24 protein-coding genes are annotated in these 26,635 nt (G+C 48.7%); 17 read left to right on the top strand and 7 right to left on the bottom strand.

Annotation, left to right across the window (positions count from 1 at the left end):
- Positions 1–100 precede the first annotated feature (100 nt).
- From LZD49_RS03990 to LZD49_RS04000, 3 genes are all read left to right on the top strand, one after another.
- The gene (locus tag LZD49_RS03990; RefSeq protein WP_234666028.1) at positions 101–1,378 is read left to right on the top strand and encodes a YihY/virulence factor BrkB family protein; all 1,278 of its coding nucleotides are present in this window, start codon (positions 101–103) and stop codon (positions 1,376–1,378) included.
- A 103-nt stretch (positions 1,379–1,481) separates the two neighbouring features.
- On the top strand, positions 1,482–2,639 hold the full coding sequence (locus LZD49_RS03995) for a glycosyltransferase family 1 protein (protein WP_234666029.1): 1,158 nt from the start codon (positions 1,482–1,484) through the stop codon (positions 2,637–2,639).
- 22 nt (positions 2,640–2,661) lie between these two features.
- Positions 2,662–3,852 carry an amine oxidase gene (locus LZD49_RS04000; RefSeq protein WP_234666030.1) on the top strand — a complete coding sequence of 397 codons (1,191 nt, stop codon included), beginning with the start codon at positions 2,662–2,664 and terminating at the stop codon, positions 3,850–3,852.
- On the opposite strand, the gene LZD49_RS04005 is transcribed toward LZD49_RS04000, so the two are convergent.
- The 3 genes from LZD49_RS04005 to LZD49_RS04015 are packed head-to-tail and all read right to left on the bottom strand — an operon-like array spanning position 3,849 to position 7,539.
- Positions 3,849–4,850 (bottom strand): glycosyltransferase family 9 protein, encoded by a 1,002-nt coding sequence (locus tag LZD49_RS04005; protein ID WP_234666031.1) that lies wholly within the window; start codon positions 4,848–4,850, stop codon positions 3,849–3,851. The genes LZD49_RS04000 and LZD49_RS04005 overlap by 4 nt on opposite strands.
- Entirely contained in the window at positions 4,847–5,830 is a 984-nt protein-coding gene (locus LZD49_RS04010; protein WP_234666032.1) for a glycosyltransferase family 2 protein, read from the bottom strand. Before LZD49_RS04010 ends, LZD49_RS04005 begins: the two co-directional genes overlap by 4 nt.
- Complete coding sequence (locus LZD49_RS04015; protein ID WP_234666033.1) at positions 5,830–7,539, bottom strand: carbamoyltransferase C-terminal domain-containing protein; 1,710 nt, start codon at positions 7,537–7,539, stop codon at positions 5,830–5,832. Before LZD49_RS04015 ends, LZD49_RS04010 begins: the two co-directional genes overlap by 1 nt.
- Positions 7,540–7,921: 382 nt before the next feature.
- Between LZD49_RS04015 and LZD49_RS04020 the strand changes: the two genes are divergently transcribed.
- The 4 genes from LZD49_RS04020 to LZD49_RS04035 are packed head-to-tail and all read left to right on the top strand — an operon-like array spanning position 7,922 to position 11,848.
- On the top strand, positions 7,922–8,917 hold the full coding sequence (locus LZD49_RS04020) for a glycosyltransferase family 4 protein (protein ID WP_234666034.1): 996 nt from the start codon (positions 7,922–7,924) through the stop codon (positions 8,915–8,917).
- Positions 8,889–10,223, top strand: coding sequence for a glycosyltransferase family 1 protein (locus LZD49_RS04025; RefSeq protein ID WP_234666035.1), 1,335 nt, complete (start codon positions 8,889–8,891; stop codon positions 10,221–10,223). The genes LZD49_RS04020 and LZD49_RS04025 overlap by 29 nt, the downstream gene beginning before the upstream one ends.
- Entirely contained in the window at positions 10,204–10,776 is a 573-nt protein-coding gene (locus tag LZD49_RS04030; RefSeq protein WP_234666036.1) for an HAD-IIIA family hydrolase, read from the top strand. The genes LZD49_RS04025 and LZD49_RS04030 overlap by 20 nt, the downstream gene beginning before the upstream one ends.
- Positions 10,769–11,848, top strand: coding sequence for a glycosyltransferase family 9 protein (locus LZD49_RS04035; RefSeq protein ID WP_234666037.1), 1,080 nt, complete (start codon positions 10,769–10,771; stop codon positions 11,846–11,848). The genes LZD49_RS04030 and LZD49_RS04035 overlap by 8 nt, the downstream gene beginning before the upstream one ends.
- 41 nt (positions 11,849–11,889) lie before the next feature.
- Here the strand turns inward: LZD49_RS04035 and LZD49_RS04040 are convergent, their stop codons facing one another.
- Together LZD49_RS04040 and LZD49_RS04045 are read right to left on the bottom strand one after the other, a co-directional pair.
- Complete coding sequence (locus tag LZD49_RS04040) at positions 11,890–12,312, bottom strand: response regulator (protein ID WP_234666038.1); 423 nt, start codon at positions 12,310–12,312, stop codon at positions 11,890–11,892.
- Positions 12,313–12,375: 63 nt separating this feature from the next.
- Positions 12,376–12,828 (bottom strand): hypothetical protein, encoded by a 453-nt coding sequence (locus LZD49_RS04045; protein WP_234666039.1) that lies wholly within the window; start codon positions 12,826–12,828, stop codon positions 12,376–12,378.
- Positions 12,829–13,136: 308 nt separating this feature from the next.
- Between LZD49_RS04045 and LZD49_RS04050 the strand changes: the two genes are divergently transcribed.
- The 6 genes from LZD49_RS04050 (at position 13,137) to LZD49_RS04075 (ending at position 21,042) form a co-directional block, all read left to right on the top strand.
- The gene (locus tag LZD49_RS04050) at positions 13,137–13,664 is read left to right on the top strand and encodes a DUF4142 domain-containing protein (protein ID WP_234666040.1); all 528 of its coding nucleotides are present in this window, start codon (positions 13,137–13,139) and stop codon (positions 13,662–13,664) included.
- A gap of 123 nt (positions 13,665–13,787) precedes the next feature.
- Positions 13,788–14,945, top strand: a complete 1,158-nt coding sequence (locus LZD49_RS04055; RefSeq protein WP_234666041.1) for a zinc-dependent alcohol dehydrogenase — start codon at positions 13,788–13,790, stop codon at positions 14,943–14,945.
- 8 nt (positions 14,946–14,953) lie between these two features.
- Positions 14,954–15,448 carry a hypothetical protein gene (locus tag LZD49_RS04060; RefSeq protein WP_234666042.1) on the top strand — a complete coding sequence of 165 codons (495 nt, stop codon included), beginning with the start codon at positions 14,954–14,956 and terminating at the stop codon, positions 15,446–15,448.
- 321 nt (positions 15,449–15,769) lie between these two features.
- On the top strand, positions 15,770–18,976 hold the full coding sequence (locus LZD49_RS04065; protein WP_234666043.1) for a chemotaxis protein CheB: 3,207 nt from the start codon (positions 15,770–15,772) through the stop codon (positions 18,974–18,976).
- A complete protein-coding gene (locus tag LZD49_RS04070) occupies positions 18,949–19,962 on the top strand; it encodes a chemotaxis protein CheB (protein ID WP_234666044.1) in 1,014 nt (337 codons plus the stop codon). Before LZD49_RS04065 ends, LZD49_RS04070 begins: the two co-directional genes overlap by 28 nt.
- Positions 19,963–20,004: 42 nt before the next feature.
- Complete coding sequence (locus LZD49_RS04075; RefSeq protein WP_234666045.1) at positions 20,005–21,042, top strand: SDR family oxidoreductase; 1,038 nt, start codon at positions 20,005–20,007, stop codon at positions 21,040–21,042.
- A 29-nt stretch (positions 21,043–21,071) separates the two neighbouring features.
- Here the strand turns inward: LZD49_RS04075 and LZD49_RS04080 are convergent, their stop codons facing one another.
- Complete coding sequence (locus LZD49_RS04080) at positions 21,072–21,446, bottom strand: hypothetical protein (protein ID WP_234666046.1); 375 nt, start codon at positions 21,444–21,446, stop codon at positions 21,072–21,074.
- Positions 21,447–21,669: 223 nt separating this feature from the next.
- On the opposite strand from LZD49_RS04080, the gene LZD49_RS04085 reads away from it, so the two are divergent.
- The 4 genes from LZD49_RS04085 to LZD49_RS04100 all read left to right on the top strand — a co-directional run bounded on the left by LZD49_RS04085 (position 21,670) and on the right by LZD49_RS04100 (position 25,781).
- Entirely contained in the window at positions 21,670–21,981 is a 312-nt protein-coding gene (locus LZD49_RS04085; protein WP_234666047.1) for a helix-turn-helix domain-containing protein, read from the top strand.
- Positions 21,982–22,196: 215 nt separating this feature from the next.
- On the top strand, positions 22,197–22,613 hold the full coding sequence (locus LZD49_RS04090) for a hypothetical protein (protein ID WP_234666670.1): 417 nt from the start codon (positions 22,197–22,199) through the stop codon (positions 22,611–22,613).
- 88 nt (positions 22,614–22,701) lie between these two features.
- On the top strand, positions 22,702–23,307 hold the full coding sequence (locus tag LZD49_RS04095) for a hypothetical protein (RefSeq protein WP_234666048.1): 606 nt from the start codon (positions 22,702–22,704) through the stop codon (positions 23,305–23,307).
- 350 nt (positions 23,308–23,657) lie between these two features.
- Positions 23,658–25,781 carry an alpha-L-fucosidase gene (locus LZD49_RS04100; protein ID WP_409021291.1) on the top strand — a complete coding sequence of 708 codons (2,124 nt, stop codon included), beginning with the start codon at positions 23,658–23,660 and terminating at the stop codon, positions 25,779–25,781.
- Positions 25,782–25,863: 82 nt separating this feature from the next.
- Here LZD49_RS04100 and LZD49_RS04105 read toward each other — a convergent pair whose 3' ends face one another.
- Entirely contained in the window at positions 25,864–26,550 is a 687-nt protein-coding gene (locus LZD49_RS04105; protein ID WP_234666049.1) for a hypothetical protein, read from the bottom strand.
- Between the last annotated feature and the right edge of the window lie 85 nt (positions 26,551–26,635).

Raw genomic sequence — 26,635 nt, forward strand, 5'->3', positions numbered from 1 at the left:
GGTAAGGTCTTTGTATAGGATCGCCCATCTCACAGACGGAAATCCAGGATGTGAGAGGCACTGTCGGGTTGACAGGAATGAAACCAACTTAGCAAAGACAATGGGCCACTTTAAAAACATTTTTTTGGTACTGAAAGAGACGTTTTCAGAGTTTTCGGATGACAATGTGCTTAAACTGAGTGCAGCTTTATCCTACTACACAGTCTTCTCGTTAGCACCGATGCTCTTGCTGATCATTTCTATCGTAAGCTTCTTTTTCGGCAGGGAAGCATTTGAGGGAGAGCTTTATGGGCAGATCCGTGGACTTTTAGGGACACAAGCGGCCACCCAGTTACAGGAGCTCATCAAAAATGCTGCGATCAGTGATAAATCGACCACCGCCGCGATCATTGGCGGTGTTACGCTGCTCATTGGGGCAACCGGGGTTTTCGCTGAGATCCAGGACTCGATCAATTATATCTGGTCCATCAAATCCAAACCTCGGAAAGGTTGGGTGCAGTACCTGAAAAACAGACTGTTGTCTTTTTCGATGATCGTCACGCTGGGCTTTTTGCTCGTCGTTACGCTGGGCGTCAATACGGTCGTTGACCTGCTAAGTGCGAGACTCGAACACTACTTCTCCGAGGTCTCAGTAATCATTTTCTCAGTATTGAACGTTGTCCTCGTGCTGGTGATTATCACTGCGCTCTTTGCGGTTGTATTCAAAATTCTGCCCGACGGGCATGTCCGGTGGAAAGAATGTCTCATCGGAGCAGGCTTCACCTCCCTGCTGTTTGCGATCGGGAAGCTGGCAATCAGTTTCTATTTGGGCAGTTCTGACCTTGGTGCAACGTATGGTGCATCTGCATCTATTGTTATCCTGCTCACCTGGATTTACTATTCCTCCATCATTCTTTATTTCGGTGCCGAATTTACGAAGGTGTATGCCAAATCTGACGGGCATGAAATCACTCCCAACGAGCATGCCGTTCTCATGGTCAGACAAGAGGTGCAGCAACCTGCGGGCGGTGACCCATCCTCAAAGAAAGAATCGTTTAGTCTTAACCCTGCGGTACTTTCGAACACGTTGTTCCAACGGGTAAGTCATTTTATTGATGAAAAACTGGATTCTATCCGCGCTGAAATTAATAACAAGGTTTCCAGGGCGACCTCACCGATCGTTTATTACCTGCTGATGTCGTTGCTCGGCTTTGTCATACTTGTTACCATCCTGGTAATTGCCGGGCATTTCTTAAACAGCTGGCTAGATAGCGATTATCTTGGCTTTGTAATTCTGTTGGCTTTGATGGTCATTGCGTTGGTCGTGCATCTACTTTTCCGAAAACAATTTCAACAACTAATAAGCAAACTGCTGTTCAGGTTGGGGAAAGGGAAATAGGTTTATTGTGTATTTAAGCCAAAACCACATAAAATTTGGTCTAAAAGCTGCTGGCATAATTCTTATTGAGCCTGTCGAGTTTCTAATTTGACAATCATTACTTATGTCCATCAACTTACAAAAAGATCTGCTTTGCTTTTCCCATTTAAGATGGGATTTCGTTTTTCAGCGCCCGCAACATCTGATGACGCGTTTTGCCGAAATTGCGAATGTTTATTTCCTGGAAGAGCCTCTGTTTGACTGTACGGGTAAGCCCTATCTCGAATGTAAGCCAAAATGCGAGGGGCTCTGGGTATGCGTGCCTCATTTGCCAGCCGGTATCACTCAGGGAGAAACGATCAGGGAAATGACGGCCCTGCTCAGATCGTTCTTCGGCGAACGTGATTGCAGCAAATTTATCTTCTGGTATTACACGCCCATGGCATTTGAATTTTCATGGTCGTTCTCACCGCATATGATCGTATATGATTGTATGGATGAACTTTCCGCATTTAAATTCGCCTCACCCCGGATCAGCTATATCGAGCGGCAGCTTCTCGCGAAAGCGGATCTGGTCTTTACAGGTGGTTTGAGCCTGTATGAAGCCAAAAAGGCGAGCCACCACAACATTCACCCATTTCCCAGCAGTATCGACAAAGCCCATTTCAGGAGTGCCAGGAACGCCATGGCCGAGCCGTCGGACCAGGCTTCGATCACTGGCATAAAGCTGGGCTTTTATGGCGTTATCGACGAACGGTTTGATCAAAAACTGATCAAGGACATTGCATCTCTACGGCCGGACTGGCAAATTGTCCTGATCGGGCCGGTGGTCAAAATCGATCCCGCTGCGTTGCCGTTTGGAGACAATATTCATTATCTGGGACCTAAAAGCTATGCCGAGCTGCCAGCTTATTTGTCGGGTTGGGACATTGCGCTGATACCTTTCCTTTTAAATGAATCCACCCAGTTCATCAGTCCTACCAAGACGCCTGAATACCTGGCAGCCGGAAAGCCCGTAGTCTCAACGGCCATTCGGGATGTCGTTTCGCCCTACCGGGAAATGGGATTGGTAAGCATCGGCAATGACGCTGAGACCTTTATAGCGGCCATTGAGTATGAACTAACTGAGTCTGTGGATGAGCAATGGCTCCAAGCCGTCGACGAATATCTTTCCGATAAGTCCTGGGAGCACACATTTGCCTCCATGATACAGCTGATGCTCATGGTGAGGCGTGAGGTCAAACCTGTCATTCTTGTCAGCGAATTGAAACATGCGAGCTAGTGTACCTGTCAATCCTCCGAATATGAAAAACGAATTTAAAACCTTCTGGATGGCCGGCTTTGAATGCACCGATCAGCTGAATGCGAGTGGCGATAGGGTAGACCTGCTTCAAATGACCGGGCATTTGGAACTCATCCGTGAAGATTACGCACGGATATGTAGTTTGGGGATCCGCACCGTGCGCGAGGGCATCAGGTGGAGCGTCGTCGAATATATGCCTTACCATTACAATTTCGATGATGTACTCGACATGATGCATGCGGCCAGGGAATACGATGTGCAGCAGATCTGGGACATCTGCCATTTCGGATATCCCGTCGACCTTAGTCCGTTCCACCCGCATTTCACTGCCCGCCTGGTAGCACTTTGCGAAGCATTTGTTACTTTTTATATCAAAAATAATCCTGGCGAACTGTTATATGTAACTCCGATCAATGAGGTAAGCTTCATTTCCTGGCTAGGGGGTGAAGTCGGCGGAACAGTGCCTTACTGTACAAAAAACGGCTGGGAATTAAAGTACGCGCTGATGCGCGCATACATCGCAGCGGTCAAGGCGATGAAGCAGATCAGCGGTCTGGTCAGAATCGTCACCACCGAGCCGCTGGTCAATATGGTACCTGGCCTGAACCCCACGGAAGAAGAGCTGGCGACAGCAGCGACTGAAAATGAAATGCAGTTCCAATCAGTCGATATGCTTTGCGGGCGAATCTGCCCTGAACTGGGAGGCAGTGACGATCTGGTCGATATATTAGGCTATAATTACTACTATAACAATCAATGGATCATCGGGAGCTACGAGTTTTTATGCTGGACGGACCCCATACCCGATCCGCGCTGGCAACCTTTGGCCAGCCTGCTGGAAGCTGCTTACCTGCGATACGAAAAGCCCATTATCTTATCGGAAACCAGCCATCCAAAGGAAGACCGGCCGCTTTGGATAGAAATGATCGCATCCGAATGCGCGACACTTATCGATCGGGATATCCCATTGCTGGGTATTTGCCTTTACCCGATTATCGACCGGCCGGATTGGGACCACCCAGAGGTCTGGCATCATTCCGGGATCTGGGACACTGATTTTTCCGGAAGATCTGCGAGAGTCCTACACCTTCCCTCGGCGACAGCACTTCTGGCGGGACAAAAGCTGATAGCCCAACGGCTGGAAAGTAAGGCCGCGACATCCATATTAGAATATTTTTGGAAAAGCGGTTAAGACAGTGACTTGTACTGTTCTTCCAATAGCAGGATCATCGAATCTTGTACGACGTCGAAATCCTGGCAGGTCGTCCAGTCGATGGTTTTGTGCAGGACCTTGTTCAATGGTGCCCACCGTTCGGGTTCACCGTCCATGCTAATTACAATGCTGGGTGTGGCGGTGGCTGAGGCGATGTGCGAAACGCCTGTACAATTGCTGACGAGCAACGCGGATTCCCGGATCAGCTGTGCAATTTCGCCGAGACCGGTCTGGCCGGTGAGGTCAATGGCCGGATAGTCCATCGCCTCGATAACCTGCCGGGTAACCGGAGCTTCGTCGGTTGTTCCGGTAATCACCACATGGTAACCCATTCCGGCGCAATGGTCGGCCAGGCAGGCAAAATGCGAAGGCGGCCACTGGCGCCACGTCCCGCGAGAGCCCGGATGAACACACACGTAATGTTGTTTTTTTAACATTGGATTTTTTGTATAAAACTGCCGGACTTCCTCGTCGGTTACCGGGTATTCAAGCTCCGTACCTGCTGCCGGAATATCCAGGTGCGTCATAAGCCGCAGGTGTCTTTCGATTTCCGAAATGCCGGTCGGGTATTCGAGGAAACGCGAGGTGTCCCGGTGATTACCCTCACTGTGGAAGCCGGCAACTGGTCCGATCAACAGGTTGTCCAGCATTTCATTAACGATATGGCCGTTGCCTTGCATTTGCAGGATAAGATCGAAGGGGTTCTCTTGCATGGTACGCTCAAATTGTTGCCATTTGCCTGGATCAAAGGGCTGTTCCGGCAAACCTTCATAGCCGGGAAAATGAGTGAAGTTGTCGATATAACCGGAAAAGCGTTGTTGGAAAGATCGGGCCCAGGGCAGCCCGAGTAAGGTAATTTCCGCCTCGGGATAAGCGTTCCGCAATGCCCGGAGCGCGGGAACTGTACAAAGCATATCGCCAAGTTGCAGCGCCCTGAAAACGGCTATGCGGCGTGTGGTATCCGGTGAGAATTTCATAAAAAGAAGACTTTATATCGCAGTGCGCCGCGAATGGTCCAATAAACAGACAGGTATGGAATAGCGAGCGACGTCACCATCATTTCGAGCCGGTGGGAAAATGAAGCATCGGTGCCTTTGAGGCGTTTGGCAACAAAAAACATAACCGCACAAAGCCAGATCAGCAAGGCAGGTACGCCAGTCTCCGGAGAGCCAAATGCGAAACTGACGATTGTTACTACGGTTGCCAGGATAATTACATAATAGTTCCAGACCGGGCCGCGCGCGATCCGGCTCCGGTAGAGATCCGGGTGTTTTTTAAAAAGCAGTGCATTGAACATGCTTTTGCGCTGCTCACCAATGCTGATTCCCCAGTGCGCCGGTCGAACCGGATGACAAATTACCGCGTCGCCGACATGCGCAATGGGTACCTTATTTTTCAGCAGCTCAAATTGAAAGTCAGAATCCTCCCGCCAGGCAGCCGGAAATGCCTCGTCAAAACCTCCGGTAAGATCCAGTACCGCACGGCTGCAAGCGCAGTTGGCGGTGATAAATTCCGCGGTGGAAAGGTGGGCTACATTTTTCTCGTAGTCCGTAGGGCGTTCGCGCACTGGCACCATTACATGTCCCGTGAATGCGATATAATCCTGATCGTAGAGGCGATAGGCACGCCAGTAAGCGGCCAGCCAGCCAGCATCGGGAATGCAGTCGTCGTCCGTGAAAATCACAAGATCGCCGGAAGTCCGGTGCCAGCCGTAATTTCGTGCGGCCGCCGGTCCGCGTCTGGCTGGCAGACTGTGAAAGGCGATGCAGAAGTCAGGATGCCCCTGCGCAAAGGCTTGTCCGAGCTTCTCAGTTTCAGGATCAGGGCCGTCGGACACGACCATGACTTCGAAAAAACATCCCGGATAACGCTGCCGGTACAATGCCGCCAGGCATTTATGCAAAAGCTCCGGACGTTTGAATGTCGGGATCACAACACTGATGCTGGCAGTTATCATTATTTTTCGAGAATGAAGGAGTTGATGATCAAAGCGTCGAAAGGAGACGTCCAGAAGCATTCGATAGCGTCCCTGGGCGAGCAAACAATCGGTTCGCCGCGGGTGTTGAAGGATGTATTCACCAGAACGGGAACACCCGTGAGTGCCTTGAACTCGCTGATAAGGTCATAGTAAAGCGGATGTTGAGCCCGGTTGACGGTTTGGACGCGGGCCGTACCGTCGGTGTGTCGCACGGCCGGAATCCGGCCGGCCCTGTCTTCTTTAACCGGGTAAACAAAGAGCATGAACGGCGATACCCCGGCATCCTCGAACCATTCGGGCGCATCGTCTTCCAGCACAACGGGTGCCACGGGCCTGAAATCCTCACGATCTTTGATATCGTTGAGCCGCGCCTGCATCTCAGGGTGGATCGGGGACGCGAGGATCGAGCGGGCGCCCAGCGAGCGAGGCCCGAATTCCATCCGTCCCTGATGCCAGGCAATGATCTTGTCTTGTGCGAGGATCGCCGCAGTTTCCCTGGCGATATTGGTAAGGCGTTTGTAAGGCATTTTGGCCCAGATCATAAATTTTTCGATCTCCTGGTCGGTATATTCCGGGCCCCAGAATACATGTTCCATCGGTGCCGTGTACCGGGCCTGGTCTTCGGTGGAGTTCAGGAGCACATCCAGCCACTGGGCGGCGCCCAGGGCTGTACCGGAGTCACCGGCGGCGGGTTGTACCCACACATTCTTGAATGGCCCCTGGTCGCGGATCACCGCATTCATCACGCAGTTTAATGCGACCCCTCCGGCCAGACAGAGGTTTTCGGCCCCGGTCTGTTCGTGCAACCAGTAAGTCAGTTTTAAAACCGTTTCCTCCAATGCTTTTTGCAGTGAATGTGCAATGTCGTGGTGTAGCTGTTCGAAAGGGTCGTCCTTTTTACGTCCGGTCCCCCACCATTGCACAGGATCGAAATCGTCGATCGTGTACTGCCCGTCGTCGCCGACATGGATCACTGAGCGAAAATCTTCGAGGTATACCGGCTGGCCATAAGACGCCAGCGCCATTACTTTGTATTCGTCGGATGAGTGAAGAAAGCCGAGGTACGTCGTGATTTTTTCGTACAACATCCCCAGCGAATGCGGCATGTCTACCGAATCAATCTGCACCAGCGAATTGCCTTTGCCTATAAAATAGCCTGTTGTCGCTTTTTCACCCCTGCCATCGAGCGTCAGTACGGCGGCTTCCTGGAATGGCGACGGGAAGAAGGCGCTCGCTGCGTGGGCATTGTGGTGGTTGACATACACCCACTTGCCGGTGATGTCGCCAGCGTCGGCCAGCCGTTTCTGCAAATGATGCGGATACCCATCGCGAAGTTGTTCCGGTGCTTTACGGATATAGTTCAGGAAAAGCGTATCCCATCCCTGGTATACATCCGGTGCCGTCAGCACATCATCATCCAACTGGCTTTCGTACACCGACGCCTCCGACACACTCTCCGGATCAAAGGAGTAGGCAATGCGGTCGACGTCTTGCAGGGTAATACCTGCTGTTTTGAGGCAGTAGTCGATGGCGTGGAAAGGCAGTTCCCAGGTGGAGAACGGCACGGGGCGTTTACCGTGTTTGATATGGGTAAAACGCTCTTCTTCGGCAGCCGCGATGATCTTGCCGTCTTTTACCAGTGCGGCGGCGGTATCGTGAAAAGCTGCATTGATTCCAAGAATATACATAGGCCAGATATGCGGTTTGTAAAATGCAGACGCCTGGGCACAAGTACCATGCCAGTACACACATCCCCGCCGAATTAAAATATTAAAATGCCATAAGTGAAGCCTCGCGTGCGGTCTTCTATACACACACGTATACACTCGCAGGAGACGTGTCATTTTCCTTTTGCCGGGCCAATGGGGATTTAAAACAGGGCACAGAACAACCTGGGGATATTCTTCCATGCCGGAAATTCTCTAAAATGCTTCATATACGTTGCGTTTAGAAGCGTTTGCCATGATTAACCGCCTCTGATTTGGCAAATGCCTGAGGGTCAGGAAAGCGTTTGTCGGGAATGGCACCGTTTTTTACTAGGCACCGCCTGTTTCACATACATGACCACATATGGACGGGACCCACAGAGGCCGGTTAAGGATCTTTACCTGGCACATCCACGGAAGCTATCTTTACTATTTTTCACAAGGCAACTATGACATTTTTATCCCCGTCAGTGACACCCGCACAGAGGGCTATTATGGCCGGGGCGAGACATTTCCTTTCGGGCCCAATGTGATAGAAGTGGATGCCGCCGAGGTCCGCAATATTGAATTTGATTGTATCCTGTTTCAGTCGGAACAGAACTACCTGTCCGACCAGCACTATATCCTGGCCGATTGGCAGAAGGAACTTCCCCGTGTATATGTGGAGCACAATACGCCCGAACGGCATCCCACCAACACCCGCCACGTCATGACCGACCCGGCCGTTACGATGGTGCACGTGACGCATTTCAATAAGCTGATGTGGGATAATGGTACGTCGCAAAATGTGCGGGTCATCGAGCACGGCGTCTGCATTCCGGCGGTTTCTTACCAAGGCGACATCCCACGCGGTATCGTGGTGATCAACCACATCCAGCAACGAGGACGCATCACGGGCTGGGACATTTTCGATGAAGTGCGCAAACATGTACCGCTCGACCTGATCGGGATGGGGACCAGTGAATCCGGCGGGCTGGGGGAGGTACTCAACCCGCAGTTGCCGGAGTTTATCAGCCATTATCGTTTTTTCTTCAACCCGATCCGCTACACCAGTTTCGGATTAGCCGTATGCGAGGCCATGATGACAGGCATGCCTGTGGTAGCGCTGGCGACCACCGAGTATGTGACGGTGATCAAAGACCGTGAATGCGGACTGATCGACACAAATATCGAGCGACTTATCGAAGGCATGAAGGCACTCATTGCCGATCCGGCCCGGGCCAGGCAGCTCGGTAAGGCGGCAGAAGAAGTGGCGGTAGAAAAATTTAACATTGCCCGGTTCGTAACGGATTGGGAAAACACTTTCAGACAAACCATCCAAGACCATTATCATGAAAAGGAAAATAGCATTCATCAGTGAGCACGCCTCTCCGCTTGCGGTATTGGGAGGAGTTGATAGTGGCGGGCAAAATGTGTATGTGGCCGAGCTTTGTAAGTCGCTTGCAAAGCTGGGTTACCTGATCGATATCTTTACCCGCAAAGACCGCAGTGACCTTCCCGAGATCGTTTCATGGCTGCCTGGAATTCGGGTGGTGCATGTTGACGCCGGACCTGCCACGGAGGTCCCTAAGGAGCAATTGCTGGGTTTTATGGATGAGTTCAGCAAAAACATGATCCGTTTTATCGGACAGCGGCACATGGAGTATGAGCTGATACATGCCAACTTCTTCATGTCGGGCCTTGTCGCTTCGCGTGTTAAGCGGCGGCTGGGGATTCCTTATGTGGTGACATTTCATGCGTTGGGCAAAATCAGGAAGCTTCATCAGCAGGACAGGGACGCATTTCCCGAAGAACGGCTCGATATTGAACAGATGATCGTTGACGATGCCGACTATGTCATTGCCGAATGTCCCCAGGACAAGCAGGACCTGGTAGAGCATTACCAGGCCGACCCGTCCCGCATTACCATTATCCCGTGCGGTTTCAGTTCCGACGAATTTCATCCGCTCGCCACGTCGGTAGCGCGAAAGCAATTGGGATTGGAGAAAGACGAGCTGATACTGTTGCAATTGGGGAGGGTGGTACCGCGCAAAGGGATCGATAATGTGATCCGTGCGATAGGTTACCTCCGCGATGTGCCCAAGCTGCGATTGCTCATCGTGGGCGGTTCGGAAGAGGTGCCGGATTTTGAAAAGGATGAAGAATTCAGACGCCTGCGCGACATTGCCGAGGAAGGGGGCGTGCGCTCGCAAGTCGAATTCGTCGGGCGCAGAAACCGCCAGGAGCTTAAACAATACTATCAGGCAGCCGACTTTTTTATTTCAACGCCCTGGTATGAACCCTTTGGCATTACCCCGCTTGAAGCGATGGCTTGCGGAACGCCGGTGATCGGTTCTGCGGTTGGAGGGATTAAATATACCGTTAAAGACCGTGAAACAGGATTTCTGGTGCCGCCACACGATCCTAAGGCACTGGCGCTGGCCGTGCGGGAGGGCATTTCGTGCCCCAACAGATACCGGGAATTGTGCCGTAAAGCCCTGGAGAGGGTAAACGCGCACTTCACCTGGTCGTACGTCGCCGAAAAGGCGGACCAGCTTTACCGCCGCGTGGGTCACCGCATTCCGACGCGGCCAGCGATTTACACGATTCAACTGAGGAATGCTGGCGATATGCAGCCAGCTGATTATCGAAATAGCACCGCTGCCTATGCAATCCCGCGCAGATAGGGCTGTGTTTCTGGACAAAGACGGCACGCTGATCAAAGATGAGCCTTATAATGTAGATCCCGCCAAAGTGGTTTTTGAAGCGGATGTGTTCGAGGGTTTAAGGACTTTGCAAGGTGACGGCTACCGGCTGGTGGTGGTAACAAACCAGCAGGGTTTGTCTATGGGATTATTTTCCAAGACGGAGCTGGATGCTTTGATCCGCTATTTTGAGGACATTTTCGCGGATAATGGTTTAGTCCTCTCGGGATTTTACTATTGTCCGCATCTGCCCGAAACGGCCGAAGATTCCTGTAAATGCCGCAAACCGGAGCCGGGTCTGCTGTTGGAGGCTGCGGCCGACCTGAATATTGATCTGGAACATTCCTGGATGATCGGGGATATTCTCAACGATGTGGAAGCTGGAAACCGGGCCGGCTGCCATAGCATCCTGATCGACAACGGGAACGAAACGGAATGGCTGGAAGGGGCGCATCGTGTTCCGCAATATACCGCCCGCCATTTTCTGGATGCTGCCGATTACATTACTTCACAAACTGTTGCCGACAATGTCTGAACATTTGCCATTTCGCAATGTGCTCTGCATCAGGGCCGACAATATGGGCGATGTGATTATGTCCTCGCCGGCCATGCGCGCTTTGAAAGAATCCTTTGGAAGCCGCATTACATTGCTCACTTCGAAGGCCGGCGCAATGATCGTGCCTTACCTAGATTGTGTGGACGGGTTGGTGACGGCCGATCTGCCCTGGGTCAAACATACGGGCGGGATGGGTTACGACCTTCCTGCGCTGGCCCGGCAAATCGCTTCGATGCATTTCGATGCGGTGGTCATTTTTACGGTTTACAGCCAGAGCGCGCTTCCGGCCGCGATGCTTGCGTACATGGCGGGCATTCCCGTGCGCATAGCCTATGCACGGGAGAATCCCTATGAGCTGCTCACTACCTGGCTCCCCGACGATGAACCTTACGAACGCATCCGCCATCAGGTGGAGCGCGACCTTAATCTGGTCGGGGCAGTGGGCGCGGAGGTTGCAGATTGCAGACTTTCATTGACACAACATACAGATGCGCTGGCCGGACTGAGGGTAAAACTGGCAGCAATGTCCATTGACACCATTACACCCTACGTTGTGCTACACCCCGGAGTTTCGGAAGAAAAACGGCAGTATCCTGTCCACCTTTGGATAGAAACAGGGCGGCTTTTGGCAGCAAAGTATGGATTGCCCTTGTTAATATCGGGATCCGGGTCGGAGAAGGCGCAGGCAGATGCTATCGCGCAGGGCATTGGAAACGGTGCCTGGTCGGTGGCGGGAGCATTGTCGCTGGGTGAACTGATCGCATTGATCGGCGGGGCAGATTATGTCGTCTCGGTGAACACGGCCACTATGCACATTGCGGCTGCTATGCAAACCCCCGTGGTGGGCCTATATGCACAAACCAATCCCCAGCACACGCCCTGGAAGAGCCCCCATGAATTGCTTTATTTCTCAGTCCCTTCACACTTACAGAGCCGGAACACTATCATCCGAGACGTTGCCAGGCGGTTTTATGCTAAAACAATTGCCTATCCATCTCCCGCAGACGTGGCTACCGCGGTAGAACGGTTACTTATGACAGTCAACTTTTAGTAAGTGGTGCAACGACGGGAAAAAGAGCAAGTATGAGCAAGCTAAAAATTATTAGGAGCTGCACACCTTCTCCAATAGTCAATCATAACCTTGATCGTCTCCTTGATTTCCTCGAATGCTCCGGGTTTTACAAAAAAGCCCTGTGCAGAAGTACTATACGCATCGATAACAGCCCGTTGGTTGATTGCTGTGGTAAAGTATACGTAGGGAATACATTTTAGACTGAGCTCGGCGTCGGTCTGGACTTTTTTTCTGAGTTCCAGCCCATTTAATTTCGGCAGATTTATATCGGAAATAATAATGAAAGGCCGTTCGGTTGTTGAATAAAGATAGTCGAGGGCTGATAAACCATCAGCGAAGTACATTCTTTTGTTCTCATATCCTAATTCTTTGAAGACTTCTTCCAACACAAACTGATCGTCGGTGTCATCTTCAATAATAATTATTGTGCCTGTTTTATCCATAGGGGCGTAAGATACATGAATAGGGTATTATAAAAAAGTAATGCTATTAAATCCCATATGCTATTATGTCTTCTGAAGTTCATTCAACTTTTTATCCATCGCAGCTATTACCGCACCAAAAATCAGGTGAGCCAAAAATAATTGCGAGTAAAACGCCGGACGGTTTGTGTGGGCAGTTCCTGGACGGCTGCTAAATAATGTTTCCCAGAAAAGTATGCCGGTTATTCCTGCAAAAGCGCCGTAACATAATCCGTTTCCCAGCGAAGGCTCCACCTTGGACGAGCGAAGCGTCCATTTATAAACAGCTGTAAATCCGACACCTACAACATAGTGTAAGACCCAGCCCAGCGGTTTCGAAAATTTGGCACCAGTCTTAAAGGTGTTATTGATGAAGGTGCCAAGTAATGCCGGCTCGCGGAAATTTTCTTTTTCGAGTCTGGATGCCATAAAACTGAACATGGTCATAGCGGACGTGCCGGCTACTGCCGATATGGAGGTTTTCTGGATTACATTCATAATACTCTAATACGAAGGAAAATGTTGCCCGGTTTGCGTTTCTAACGGCTAGCTCCGGTTTGTCGATATACATAATTCTTATGCCAACGCTCACCAGGTTTTCCCGAATTCTGCGGAAACCGCTGCTGTCGGTACATGGGGAAAAGGTCAGGGCGCCAGCATCGCTGGCATGATTTTTAGAAATCGCGCCTGCATTTTAAAACCACCTTACGGCGCATTTCATATCCGTAGCGGTGGCCCGGCCCGGATGCATACCCGGACGGTATGGCCAACAAATAGTTCTAGCAGTTTAAATCTTAACCAATTACATGATGAAAGCGGTTTTATTACTAATAACCTGTGTTTTGTTCAGCGCGGTACTGGCTTTTTCCGACCGGCTTGAGCGTGATTCGCCAGACGAAAAATTCGTGCTGGCTGCGGCCGATGGCGGGATGCTTGAAGTGATGTTGGGCAAGCTTGCCACCAAACGGGCAACGTCTGCCGAATGCAAGGCTTTTGGAAAAATGATGGTCGACGATCACACGAAAGTCAATGATGAATTGAAAGCACTGGCTGGAAAGAAGCAGGTGATGGTTCCGACCAAGCTAAGCAACGTTAAACAGCAGATGTACGACAGTCTGGCTGCCCAAAGCGGGGAGCAGTTTGATATGCTTTATATGAATATGATGATTGCCTCTCATGAAGAGACGATCGGACTGTTTCAGACCGAATCCAACGACGGACAGGATCCCGATTTCAAAAAATGGGCAGATACTAAAATCCCGGCATTGAAACATCACCTGGAAAAGGCAAAAGCACTGTTTCCAACAAAACCTGCGGGCTCGTCGGGTAAATAACAGGCCATTTGGTGCGCACTGCCATTCGCAAACTACCGCACGGGCGGCCGATTTCCCCAGGAATGGTTTTTAAGCATGGCGCGCATCGATTTAGAAAAAATCAACAACTAAGAAAAAGAAAATATGCTAGCAATGAATTATCGCGGGCCTTACCGTGTCAGAGCAGACCGCAATAAGCCTATGCCTGAAATTGAGCATTCCAGCGATGCGATCGTGCGGGTAACCCGCTCATGTATTTGCGGGTCGGACCTGCATTTGTACCATGGATTGGTGCCCGACACCCGCATAGGCACCACTTTCGGACACGAATTTATTGGTGTTGTGGAAGAGATTGGAGACTCGGTTCAAAACCTGAAAGTTGGGGACAACGTATTGGTTCCGTTTAATATCGCCTGCGGAAAATGTGTTTTTTGTGAGCAGGGCTTGTATGGCAATTGCCATGAATCCAATCCGCAGGCTACCGCGGTGGGCGGCATTTTCGGCTATTCACATACAGCCGGAGGGTTCGATGGTGGGCAGGCAGAATATGTGCGGGTACCTTACGCGGACATTGGGCCTACGATCATTCCCGAGGATATGGATCATGACGACGCGGTGCTCCTCACCGACGTTGTTCCCACAGGTTATCAGGCGGCCGAAATGGGAGGTATCAAACCGGGTGATACGGTGGTAGTCTTTGGGGCCGGACCTATCGGGATCATGGCGGCGAAGTCGGCCTGGCTATTTGGCGCGGGCAGAGTTATTGTGATCGATCATATTGAATACCGACTTGAATTTGTGAAGAAGTATGCACAGTGTGAGGCATATAATTTCCGTTCACTGGAAGATCCGGTGCTTTTTATTAAAAAGACAACGGACTGGATCGGTGCCGACGTCTGCATTGACGCAGTCGGCTGTGAGGCTGCCGGAGACGCGTTGCAAACCATCACCGGCCGCAAACTCATGTTGCAGGCCGGTTCGGCCACTGCACTGCATTGGGCGATCAATTCAGTCAAAAAAGGAGGTATTGTCTCGATCGTCGGTGTTTATGGGCCAACCGGCAATCTTATCCCGATTGGAAATGTGGTCAATAAAGGAATAACGATCAGGGCTAATCAGGCTTCCGTTAAACGTTTGCTTCCACGGCTCATCGAACATATTCAGGCGGGACGGATCGATCCCAAGGCGATCATTACGCACCGGATTCCAATGGAAGAAGTGGGAGATGCCTACCATATTTTTTCGGCCAAGCTCGATAATTGTATCAAAACAATACTTATTCCACCATCAGCCAGAAAATAATCAGTGTTATGAAAAAGACAGCAGAAGATTATCGCCACATTAATGGCTGGGGAATCGATTCGGACCCGTTGGACGTGCCGAATTACCCGATGAAAAGACGGACCGAAAACGACAACAAAGGGATGATTTGGGAGCGGCCTGCCCAACAGCCGGCTTTGGTTGAAGTGCTTCATTCCAATGAACGCCCCGGCATCTCGGCCGTATTTGGCTCGCCTAATCCGCCGTCAGGTTTGAGTGGCCGGCTTCGGCGATTTGCTTTCAGGTACAGTGAATCCACCTGGACACACTGGTTGGCGCTTCTTTTCGCCGATCGGATCAATATGATGGAAGGACTGGGAGATGATTTAAAACGAGGTCATATTCCAAACTTATTCGCAGAACATGGCGGTGCATCAGAATTAAAATACAACAAAATTGGCCTGGCCCGCAAGTTGCTCACGGTAGGCGCCATCATTACGGTGATTGTCGTAGTCAATAAGTTGCGGTCCCGAGATGATGATTAAAAGATGCAGTTGTACGAAGCGGGTATAGTTTTAGGGGTCACTGAAAGGTGACCTCTAAACGTTTTAAGGTTGGTCGCTTTTTATTATTCACAACCATTGCACCTATAAGTCGGAAGCGCCATCCTGCTCATTTGACCCGCTTAATACATCCCATTTGCCTGTTATAAGGTATTGGCACAATTTTAGCTTACACAAACAGCGCTTTTTAAAGTCGGAACCGGCAGGCAAGTAAGATGGGACGGGGCTGTTATTGTGCCCGGTTAACCCAAATAGGTTGCAATTAGCACTACCTTGCCGACTATTCACCTTTCCAGAAAACTTATGTTTGCGGCAGAACCACACCATATCATAGCAATAGGCGCTTCGGCGGGTGGCCTTGATGAGCTCAATACTTTTTTTGACCACACGCCTTCCGACGGGGTTTCCTATATCATTGTCCAGCATTTATCTGCGGAATTTAAAAGCCATATGGTAGAATTGCTTTCCAAGCATAGCAAACTGGTCGTACAGGAGGCCCAGGACGGCATGTTGATAAAAGGCAATGAGGTGTTTCTCATCCCCAATGATAAGGTTATGACTGTACGTGATCATTGTCTGTATCTGAAGGAAAAAAGCAATGATCGTATTCCCCACATGACGATCAATGTTTTTTTTAGTTCTCTGGCCTTAGATTATGGCCCAAGGGCAATCGCGGTCGTGCTTTCAGGGCTTGGATCGGACGGTACGGACGGCGTCAAGGCTATCAAAAAGGCAGGTGGGTTGGTGATTGCGAGGGAGCCTGACGGCACGGAATTTCACAGCATGCCGGCCAATGCGATCGCTACGGGCCTAGTGGATTTTATACTGGAGCCGGAAGCAATGCCGGCGGTCATAGAAGATTACGTAAAACGTGAATTGGATCTATTAGCGTCAGGAATACATGATGAAGAGCACGTAGGTAAAATTATTTCGCTCATCAGCAAGCAACTGCCGCATGATTTTTCCGATTACAAGCACTCCACCATATTAAGAAGGATCAAAAGAAGGGCCGCATCCAATAATTTTAGTAACCTGGAAACCTACATCCAATTCCTTAAAGCCAATCCCGGAGAGTTGGAGATCTTAGCGAAGGATTTTCTCATCAGTGTAACCGGATTTTTTCGTGATACGGAATCTTTCAGTTTCATCGAGGCCCAGGTATTGCCCACGATTATAGCGGGACTGGCGCCTCAGCAGGAACTTAGGATGTGGGTAGCCGGATGCGCAACAGGTGAAGAAGCCTATTCGCTGGCAATGCTGGTCAGTGAACAGTTAGGGGATGAGATCAACAACCATGTGGTCAAAATTTTTGCGACTGATATCGATGGTGCTGCCTTATCGCAGGCGAGTAAGGGCATCTATAAGCCAGGTATCCTGGTGAATGTATCACCGGAACGTCTCAAGAGGTTTTTCCGAATGGAGGGCGACGATTACATCGTCAATCCGGCACTCCGCAAGATGGTTATTTTCGCCCAACATGACCTGGTTAAAAATCCGCCGTATTGTAATATGCAGTTGATAAGCTGCCGGAATGTTTTGATCTACATGACGCCGGCCCTTCAAAAGAAAATATACCTGATGTTGCTATTTGGCCTGAAACAGTATGGCTATCTTTTTCTGGGCTCGAGCGAAAACCCTTTACCTATCCTGCAAAGCCTTAAAGTAATCAGCAAAAAATTTAAAGTTTACAAAAACCTGGATGCCAATCAGCATGTAAGGTTCGAATCATTCTCTCTGCCGGAAGTTTCTTATAAAAAACATACGGATGTCCCCCGGTCTCAGGATCAGAACTTTAAGGTGCCAGATCGGACGCTCGGTGACGCTATCAATGAGACGGTTATGAGGGATTTGGGGCAACTGGTAGTATGCATCGATCAAAATGAGAAGGTTCTCAAATTTTATGGCGATACTACCAAATTTCTAATGCAGAGAATCATGACCACGGATTTTGCCGAGCTCCTTCCAGGCCCATTGGCAATCGCTTACAATGCGCTGGTGGACGTAGTCTTGCAGAACGATGAGGCAGCTTCGGTCAGCGGGATCAAAATAAAACAAGGTGAACAAGTTATTGAAGTAACCCTATCGATAAGTCCAATGATTTCCAAAGGCCGGAATAATGGCCTGCTCGTGGTCCGAATCAGTGAGGACAAGGCAAATGAGATCGCAGCAAATGGCAATCTGGTCTTCGATGAAAAACTTTATTTCGACCAGTACACACAAAACCTGGAACAGGAAGTGAAAGAATTGAGGGAGAAGCTGATGGCATCGAACGAAAAATTGTATTCGCTCGATGAAAACATGCAGTCTTTCAATGAAGAGCTGCTTTCTGCGAATGAAGAAATGCAAAGTACCAGTGAGGAAATGCAGTCTATCAATGAGGAATTGCACACAATCAATTCTGATTATCAGCTGAAAAATAAGCAGTTGCTTGAACTCAACGATGATCTTAATAATTATTTCCGGAGCAATATCAACGGGCAACTATTTATAGATGATCAACTAAAGTTAATCAAATTTTCCCCAGGGGCAGTTAAGTTGATCAATCTGCTTGAAAGTGACATTGGCAGGCCGCTAAGCAACATATCTACCAATTTTAAGATAGAGACCATTATCCAGGATATCAACCGGGTATTGGCCGATGATATAGTTGTAACCAAAGAAATTGAAACAAAGGATGGCAACTGGTATCAGGTGATGACGATGCCTTATATTAAGTTAATGAATAACAAGACCGCGGGGGCCATCATTACGTTTAACGATATTACAAAGCTCAAAATAATTCAGCAGCAACTTGATAAAAGGAACGAGGTGTTGATGCGCATCAATGCCGACCTGGATAATTTCGTGCATACCGCGTCCCATGATTTGCTGGACCCATTAAGTAACATTGAAGGAAGTATTTCGCTTATGAATTCCATGGATACCCCTGACCCGGAGCTCAAAGAAGTCTTGCCGATCATCAACGGTTCGGTAAAGAAATTCCGTTCGCTGATCAGTGAGATTGCCGCGGTCGCTAAAATAGAAAGCAATGCCCTCGAGGTAGAGCCAGTCGATGTGGAGGAACTCATGGATAACATTGAATGGAGTCTGAGCGAGCGGATCAAGGCCAGCGGGGCGTTGATCAAAAGGGACTTTCAGGTAAAACAGATTGTGTTTTCGAAAAAAAACCTGCGGAGTATTCTTTATAACCTTGTCGCGAACGGTGTAAAGTACCGATCTGAAAGAGTGCCAATTATTGTTGTCCGGATCGCGTCAGAACGTGATTCTATCGCTCTGTCCGTGGAAGACAACGGAACTGGTATAGAACAACGTCATCTTGCTACCATTTTCGAGAAATACACAAGGCTTCGGACTGATGGTGAAGGCTACGGCATTGGCTTGTACCTGGCCCGCAAGATCGTTCATAGTTCGGGAGGTAGAATCGATGTTGAAAGTGAGCCGGGCCGTGGCAGTAAGTTTACAGTACACTTCAACCAAATATCATGGCCAATCAACCCAGGTTCATTGTAGTAATAGGAGCATCTGCTGGTGGCTTGAACGCACTTGCCGAGTTGGTACAAACCCTGCCTACCGGATTGGATGTCGCCTACTGTATCGTCCTGCATTTATCCCGAAAAGGCATTGGCGATTTCGTGGTGCACCGGTTGAGTAAGTCGACGGCCATGGAATGCAGTATGGCTATAAACGGCACTCTGATTGAGGCAGGGCATATCTACGTTGCCCCTCCCAACCAGCATTTGCTTGTGAAGAGTGGTAAAATTTTGTTAGGATCCGGTCCCCAGGAAAATCGTTTCAGGCCTTCAATCGACGTACTCTTCCGCTCTGCCGCTGTCGCATATACGTCGAACGCCATAGGGATTATATTGAGCGGTATGCTGGATGACGGAACCTCGGGGATGTGGGCCATCAAGAGAAGTGGTGGAACTTGTATTGTTCAGGATCCCAATCAGGCCGAATATCCCGACATGCCGCTGTCGGTAGTAAACAACATGGATGTGGACTACGTTATTGAGCTTGATGAAACCGGCCCGCTTATAGCCCGGATAACTGCTCTGGACAGGGGAGTGCCTACATCGGCTCCTCAGGATGTGGTGCTTGAATCACAGATAGCCGAAAAAACGGCAGTGGGTATAGATGATGTGGAACAAATTGGGGACAAAAGTGTTTTTGCCTGTCCGGACTGTGGTGGCAACCTGTGGACAGTAAAAGGGGATATCATCAATCGTTACCGGTGTCATATTGGTCATTCTTATACAGAGCGGGATTTAGTGGTCAAGCAGGCAGAAACGGCAAGTACAACGTTGTGGGTAGCCCTGAGGATGATGGAAGAGCGCAAACACCTGCTTCGCAAACTCGAAATCGAGTATAGCAACAAGGGGTACACTTCCTTGTCATTAGATCATCTCGAAAGGAAGAATGAAATGGAGAAGCATATTGACACGCTTAAAATTATTCTTTCAGAGCTACAAAACCACGATACAGCTCTTCTATTCTGAAACAGCTCGTGCTTGCACTAACGCCTTTTAATTTTACATGTCATGAAGAACACTTTCGGTTTTTTGCAGGAAAATAAATGGCAAACCTTGGGTATTGCGCTCGCCGGCTTGGGTGCAATGGCTATCGCAAGGGCTGCATACAGGCGCGTAACAAGCCTGGACTTTCGTGAAAAAGTCGTGGTAGTTACGGGTGGCTCGCGCGGATTAGGGCTCGAAACCGCACGCATCCTCGCTGGCAGAGGTGCCAGAATCGTGCTTTGTGCCAGATCGCAGGAGCATCTGGAAATCGCAGCGAACGAGCTCACTGCGCTTGGAGCGGAAGTGTTGACCATTGCCGCCGACTTATCGCATCAGGATGAAGCGCCGCGGGTGATCGAAAAGGTCATCGGACACTTTGGCCGGATCGATGTGCTGATCAACAATGCGGGTGTGATGATGGTCGGGCCCGAAAATTTGATGGAAATAGAAGATTATCACCGGCTGATGGACGCCAACTGCTGGTCGGCGTTGTATATGATTAAAGCGGCGCTGCCGCATTTCCGGGTACAAGGAGGCGGCCGCATTGCCAATATTTGCTCGATAGGCGGAAAAATATCTGTGCCGCATATGCTGCCTTACAGCGTTAGCAAATTTGCATTGACCGGCCTTTCGGAAGGACTGGCTGCTGAGCTTAAAAAGGACAATATTCACATTACCACCGTGGTGCCCAACCTGATGCGCACAGGAAGTCCCCGGAATATATCCCTGAAAGGTGCGCACGAGGATGAATACGCCTGGTTTAAGATCGCGGATTCGCTGCCGTTTTTATCGATGGACGCCCGTGTAGCGGCATCGGAAATTGTGAAAGGCATTGCCGCCGGTGATTCCGAAGTGATCCTGACGCCTATTGCTCGGGCGGCATCAGCCATGAACGGTATTGCTCCGGGAGCGGTAACCACCATCATGCAATGGACTAACGATTTCCTTCCCCAAGGTGGCGATCAGGAAGTGAAGAAAGGATTTGAGAGCGAATCCGAAGCAACAACTGGCCTCATCGGTTCACGAACCGACGAGGCAGCCGTAAGAAACAACCAAATTTAGAAAGTGACTAGCTAAAAATACGCATTCGGTCACTTCTTAGCTTGCCTGACCGCTTTTATCGGAAAATCTCCGTATTGAGATCCTATCGTTCCGGTTAGAGTGTCCCCTTTCTGCATAAAATTGTATTTGAATACGCCGTTCTGATTTTCTGTTGTAAAAGTGACTTTTCCCTGATCAACTGTTAATTCCTTCATCTCATTCTTTTCAGCGGCCTCAACGTATCCGACCGTTTTATTTTCCTTTTGCTCGAAAACCAAAAGTCCGGATTCGTATTCGGGTGGAACATCACTGATCAGGTATTTCCAGGTCCCGACCAGGTCGTCGGCCGTGAAAGCTTTTCGTGCTGCCATCGAGAACACGCTGATTGCGACAACCATTAGAAAGATGCACTGTTTTGTTTTCATGTCAATTCAGATGTTTGAGTTGGAAAGATCAGGTACTTAGTCGGAAATTAAAAATAAATATCGGCTTTGTGACATTTCAAGACCTGCTTCAGATCAAAAAACTAAAAAGGAGATTTTGCGCTTGTTATCTAGTTAGCTAACTTTAAAGCTTACAGGAGGCAATAGGTTGTATAATGCCTGGCAGTGGAGGTGAATCTGACGGCGGCAAAAAACGAATACTTCGATGAGCAACGGGACTTCAGATAAAAAGCTAACCGCTTTTTCCGCACAACCGGACGATCAGCAACGCAAACGAGCAACGGCCGGGAATGCGCAATATGAAGAAGAATTTGAAGTCTCCACATTAGGAGCTATGATTCAGGAATTGCGTAAGAAACAAGGTTTAACACAGGAGCAACTTGCGAAGAAATGTGGTACCACAAAAACCTACATTTCACGTATTGAAAACAACGCCAGCGACATCAGGCTTTCGACTTTGATGCGGATCATCAGGCAGGGTCTGGGGAGCAATTTAAAGCTTAGTGTGACGGATTGATGACTGGTGCTTTGTATTATTACCACATTACAATCGGCCACATCGCCAAGCCGTACTCATGATGCGACATCTTACTATCCAAACAAAAAGCACTTATGCGAAAAGCCTTTATTTTGATTTTTATTACAATAATTACAATAGGGTTAGTTTACGCCCTGGTCCATTATATTGGAGTACAAGGTTTTTTCTTCGCGTGGGTGCTTAACTTTATGTTAATGGGATGCGTGCTTACTTTTACTGAAACGTTAAAGAGCCAACTTAGTTCTTCATACTATAATGAAAAAGTGTGGGAGTCGAGGGGGAAAATATATGAGTCTCTTGGAATAAATTGGTTCAGAAAATTGCTGATCTGGATTGGTTGGGAAAGATTGAACAAAAAATCGAATCCAATAGAGAAGAACACCAAAGCTTTAATGCATCTTCATTACCAAACAAAACAATCGGAGTTGGGACATATAATAATTTTTTTCATAGTGATGGGATTCAATATTTTCGTCGCGTTTAAGTTTGGACTCCTTAAATCTCTCTGGCTATTAACACTCAATATATTTCTAAATCTGTATCCTATTTTACTTCAACGGTATAATCGCCCACGACTGGCAAGAGCGATAAATTTAAGTAAACGCAGATAAAGTAGTACATAGAAACTAAGAAGCGGAGACGTTGCCCTCTATGGAAGGATAGCCTACCAGCCGCGCTAACATCACAACAAGCAAAAAAATGAAATTCAAAACGCTATTCCTCTTCACGCTTGCAATGGCCATTGCGTTGTTCAGTTTTACAAATCAAAATAAAATTGATAAGTGCTTTATATCTTTTTCAGATGCCACTAGCTTAACGGCAACCAAGCCTGAAAGACTCCCGAAAACTTCGGAAAAAACCCGGACTGTTGCCACTGAAAACGGAGAAGTTGAAGTTACCCGAATTGACGGTTATCGCGTTTCGTACAACAACGAGAAAAAAGCTCAATTCGTAAGCTTAAAAGTCGAGCTTTCTGCACAAGATTCATACGAAACTGACCAGAAAAGATTACTTGATAATTTGAAATATCTAAATGCCCATTCATCGGGAATGGAAACCAAAGAACTAATAGAGCTTCAATTCAACGGCTACAAAATTTTCGGTTTAAGCCGGGGGTCAATAGAAACGGGAAGTACTTTGGGGACTTTTGTGATGTTTCCGGGCAATGGTGTGACTGTTTATTTTTATTTCAACAATGTCAAACCCGAATTAAGAAGTTTTGATAATATAGAAGATTACAAAAAACAACGAGACAGATTTATCGAAGAGTACACAAAGCACTTGACAGCTTGCAGCGATAAATGAAAGCAGGCCTGACATCAAAACACGCTCTGTATTTAACCTATCTCTAACTTGCAGGCGCTTTTCACGCGGGCCCTTCCCGGGCCGTCTGACCGGATGCCTCGGCAGAATCCTTGTCCCTTAACCGAACAAAGTGACCAGGATTATTGTGAAAGTCTGTTTTGGTCAAAAAAAAGTGTTTTTTCTGCACAATTTTTACCAGTAGCGTGACCTAGTTTTGCCTGGTCTCCCAATGAGTCATCAGATTGCATATAGACTGCTCAGTGACTGACCAGAAATGGTAGCTCATGGAGTAAATTGATACAATGGAATAACCCGATTAAAAATCAAACCACAACACCAACCGTAAAATAATGAAAAAAAGTAAGTCGGTAGACAGCCAGGCAAATAGCCGGAGAAATGTTCTGAGTGGGCTGTTAGTTGCGCTATTATTTGCACAATTAATCGGGGAATGCCTGGGGCAACCCACGCCTCCAAAGGCAGTTGGTCCGGTGCCTAGCAAAAACCAAATCAGATGGCAGCAAATGGAATACTATGCCTTCATTCACTTGTCAACCAATACATTCACGGATCAGGAGTGGGGATACGGGGAAGATGATCCCAAGATTTTCAATCCGGAAAAGCTGGATTGTCGCCAATGGGCGCGGGTATGTAAGGCAGCCGGGATGAAGGGCATTATCCTGACAGCAAAACATCACTCCGGGTTCTGTCTGTGGCCTTCTAAGTACACGGAATATTCGGTAAAAAACTCCAATTGGAAAGGAGGGAAGGGTGATATCGTTCGGGAATTGGCCGATGCATGTAAAGAATATGGTCTCAAATTGGGAATATACTTGTCTCCATGGGACCGTAATTACGCCGATTACGGCAAGCCGGAATACATTACTTATTTCCGCAACCAGCTTACGGAACTACTTACGAATTATGGCGATGTTTTTGAAATCTGGTTTGACGGCGCGAATGGCGGCTCGGGATATTATGGCGGCGCCAAAGAGACGCGTCATATCGATGCAAAAACCTACTACGACTGGCTCAATACCTATCAATTGATCCGAAAATTGCAGCCTAATATTGTTATCTGGAACGATGGCGGTGATAGGGCGGACCTTCGCTGGGTTGGCACCGAAGACGGCCACGTTGGTGAAAAAAATTGGAGCCTGCTAAATGCAACCGGCGAAGTCAGCAGGGATATGCTGCGCCATGGTCTCGAAAATGGGGATTCATGGGTGCCGGGAGAAGTTAATACCTCGATTCGTCCGGGCTGGTTTTACCATGAATATGAAGACAGCAAGGTTAAAACACTGCCACGGCTATTGGAGACCTATTACAGCTCCTTCGGCCGGAACGGAACACTATTGCTCAATTTTCCGGTCGACAAAAGAGGGCTGATTCATGAAAACGATGAAAAAGCGGTTTTGGAACTGGCGGCAGCCGTTAAAAAAGCCTTTGCCGTAGATCTTGCTGCGAACAAAAAGGTCAGTGCGTCCAATATCCGGGGCAATGCGAAAGAATATGGTCCTGATAAAGCTGTGGACGGAAAGTGGGATACTTATTGGGCTGCTGACGACAACCTGACGTCTGCTTCACTGACTATCGATTTCGGAAAACCGACCACCTTTAACCGCTTTCTAGTGCAGGAATACATTCCCCTGGGTCAGCGGGTGAAATCCTTTCAGGTCGAAGCGAAGGTCGGGAGCGAATGGAAGCAACTGGCGTCCCAGAGCACGATCGGTTATAAGCGGATTCTGGTGTTTCCAACGGTCGAAGCAACGCAACTCCGTTTTACCATTACAGATGCGAAAAGTTCTCCGGTGATTTCAAGTATTGGGGTTTATAATGCCCCTCAGGTGCTTACCGCGCCGGCCATCAGCAGAAATAGGGATGGCGCTGTGACCATAGAAGCCGCTGATAAAGAATCCGATATTTACTACACGCTCAACGGCAGCTCACCAAATAAGCAGTCAATGCGGTATAAGGGGCCGATCCAGGCGGACGGAAAAGTTGACATTCGTACCATTGCCTTTGATGCAAAGTCAGGGGAGAGCAGTCCGGAAGCAAAGGAGAAATTTGACATCGCTCATAAAAACTGGAAGCTGTTGGACCTCAGCGACGACAAAGCCAGCGCTGTGATCGACGGGAACCCCAATACAGCCTGGTACCGCCCGAAGGAACAAAAAATGCCGGCTGATATCGCCATTGATTTGGGAAAAGAAGAGACTTTGACCGGTTTCAAATACCTTCCGGGACAAGGCAGAACCAACGGTATCATTTCCCATTTCCAATTTTATGTTTCAACCGACGGTCAGACGTGGAAACTGGCAACTGAGGGTGAATTCTCAAATATTAAGAACAATCCGTTAAGCCAGACCAAGCAATTCGACGCTATTAAAGCCCGGTATGTCAAGCTCCGGGCGCTCCGCAATACGGAGGGAAATGATGATGCCGGTTATGCTGAAATCGATGTAATTACTCAATAGTGCATCGCTGAATTCGAAAGATCCTGCGGCAGCTACGGGGCCGCCGGATCTTTCGAATGATAATGTACCAAACTATCTTGCCTCAGACATCTTCGTCTGCAATCGCGTCGGCGTGTGCTTCGGCATCGTAGCTATCTGCATATTTGATCTCTTCAAGCCAGTATGCCGAACTCACGATGTCATAGGTGATGGAAGTCTCGCTTCGGGAAACCGTGTTCAACTGCCACAGTATGTCCTTCGCCTCATCAAAACGATCTCCTTCGATCTGATTTGAAAAAAGGCGAAGTATCAAACTTCGGTCTGACATGCCAGCTGCAAGAATTCTTAAAATCGGAGCTTCCGGGTTGCCATCGAAAATACTGACGTCGCCTTCAATTTCAATTGTGAAGCGAACCGCTTCTGCACGTGGGAATTTGCCGTTATAGGCGTCATAAAGCAATTGAGTCGACCTAAAAAGATCGGGATGTAGGGGCAGTTCGGGATATTCTTCCCAAAGTTTTTCAGTTAATATCTCATGTGAAAGATTGTCGATCTGCCCGTCTGTCAGACGTCCGGCAATTGTGTAATCCAAAACTATTTTTGCTGCTTCCTCAGGCTCAAAGTCGGTCAAGGACAGCATACACATTTCCTTTAACTCAGAATCATTGATGTCGGCGGGGTTATCATAATCCATCGCACTTAGCAGACTTATGAAATCTTTTTGATCCCAGGATCCGGGCAATTCCTGAATTTGCTCGAAAGACAGGACTTTCACTTTAAATTGACTCATTTTCTTATTTAATTATGTTTGAAAAACAAGCTCTGAGATGGAGAGCGAATAACAGGGACTAACGCCCAATGCAGGTAATACCATT

This window comes from Dyadobacter sp. CY261 (assembly GCF_021440085.1).
GTDB lineage: Bacteria > Bacteroidota > Bacteroidia > Cytophagales > Spirosomataceae > Dyadobacter.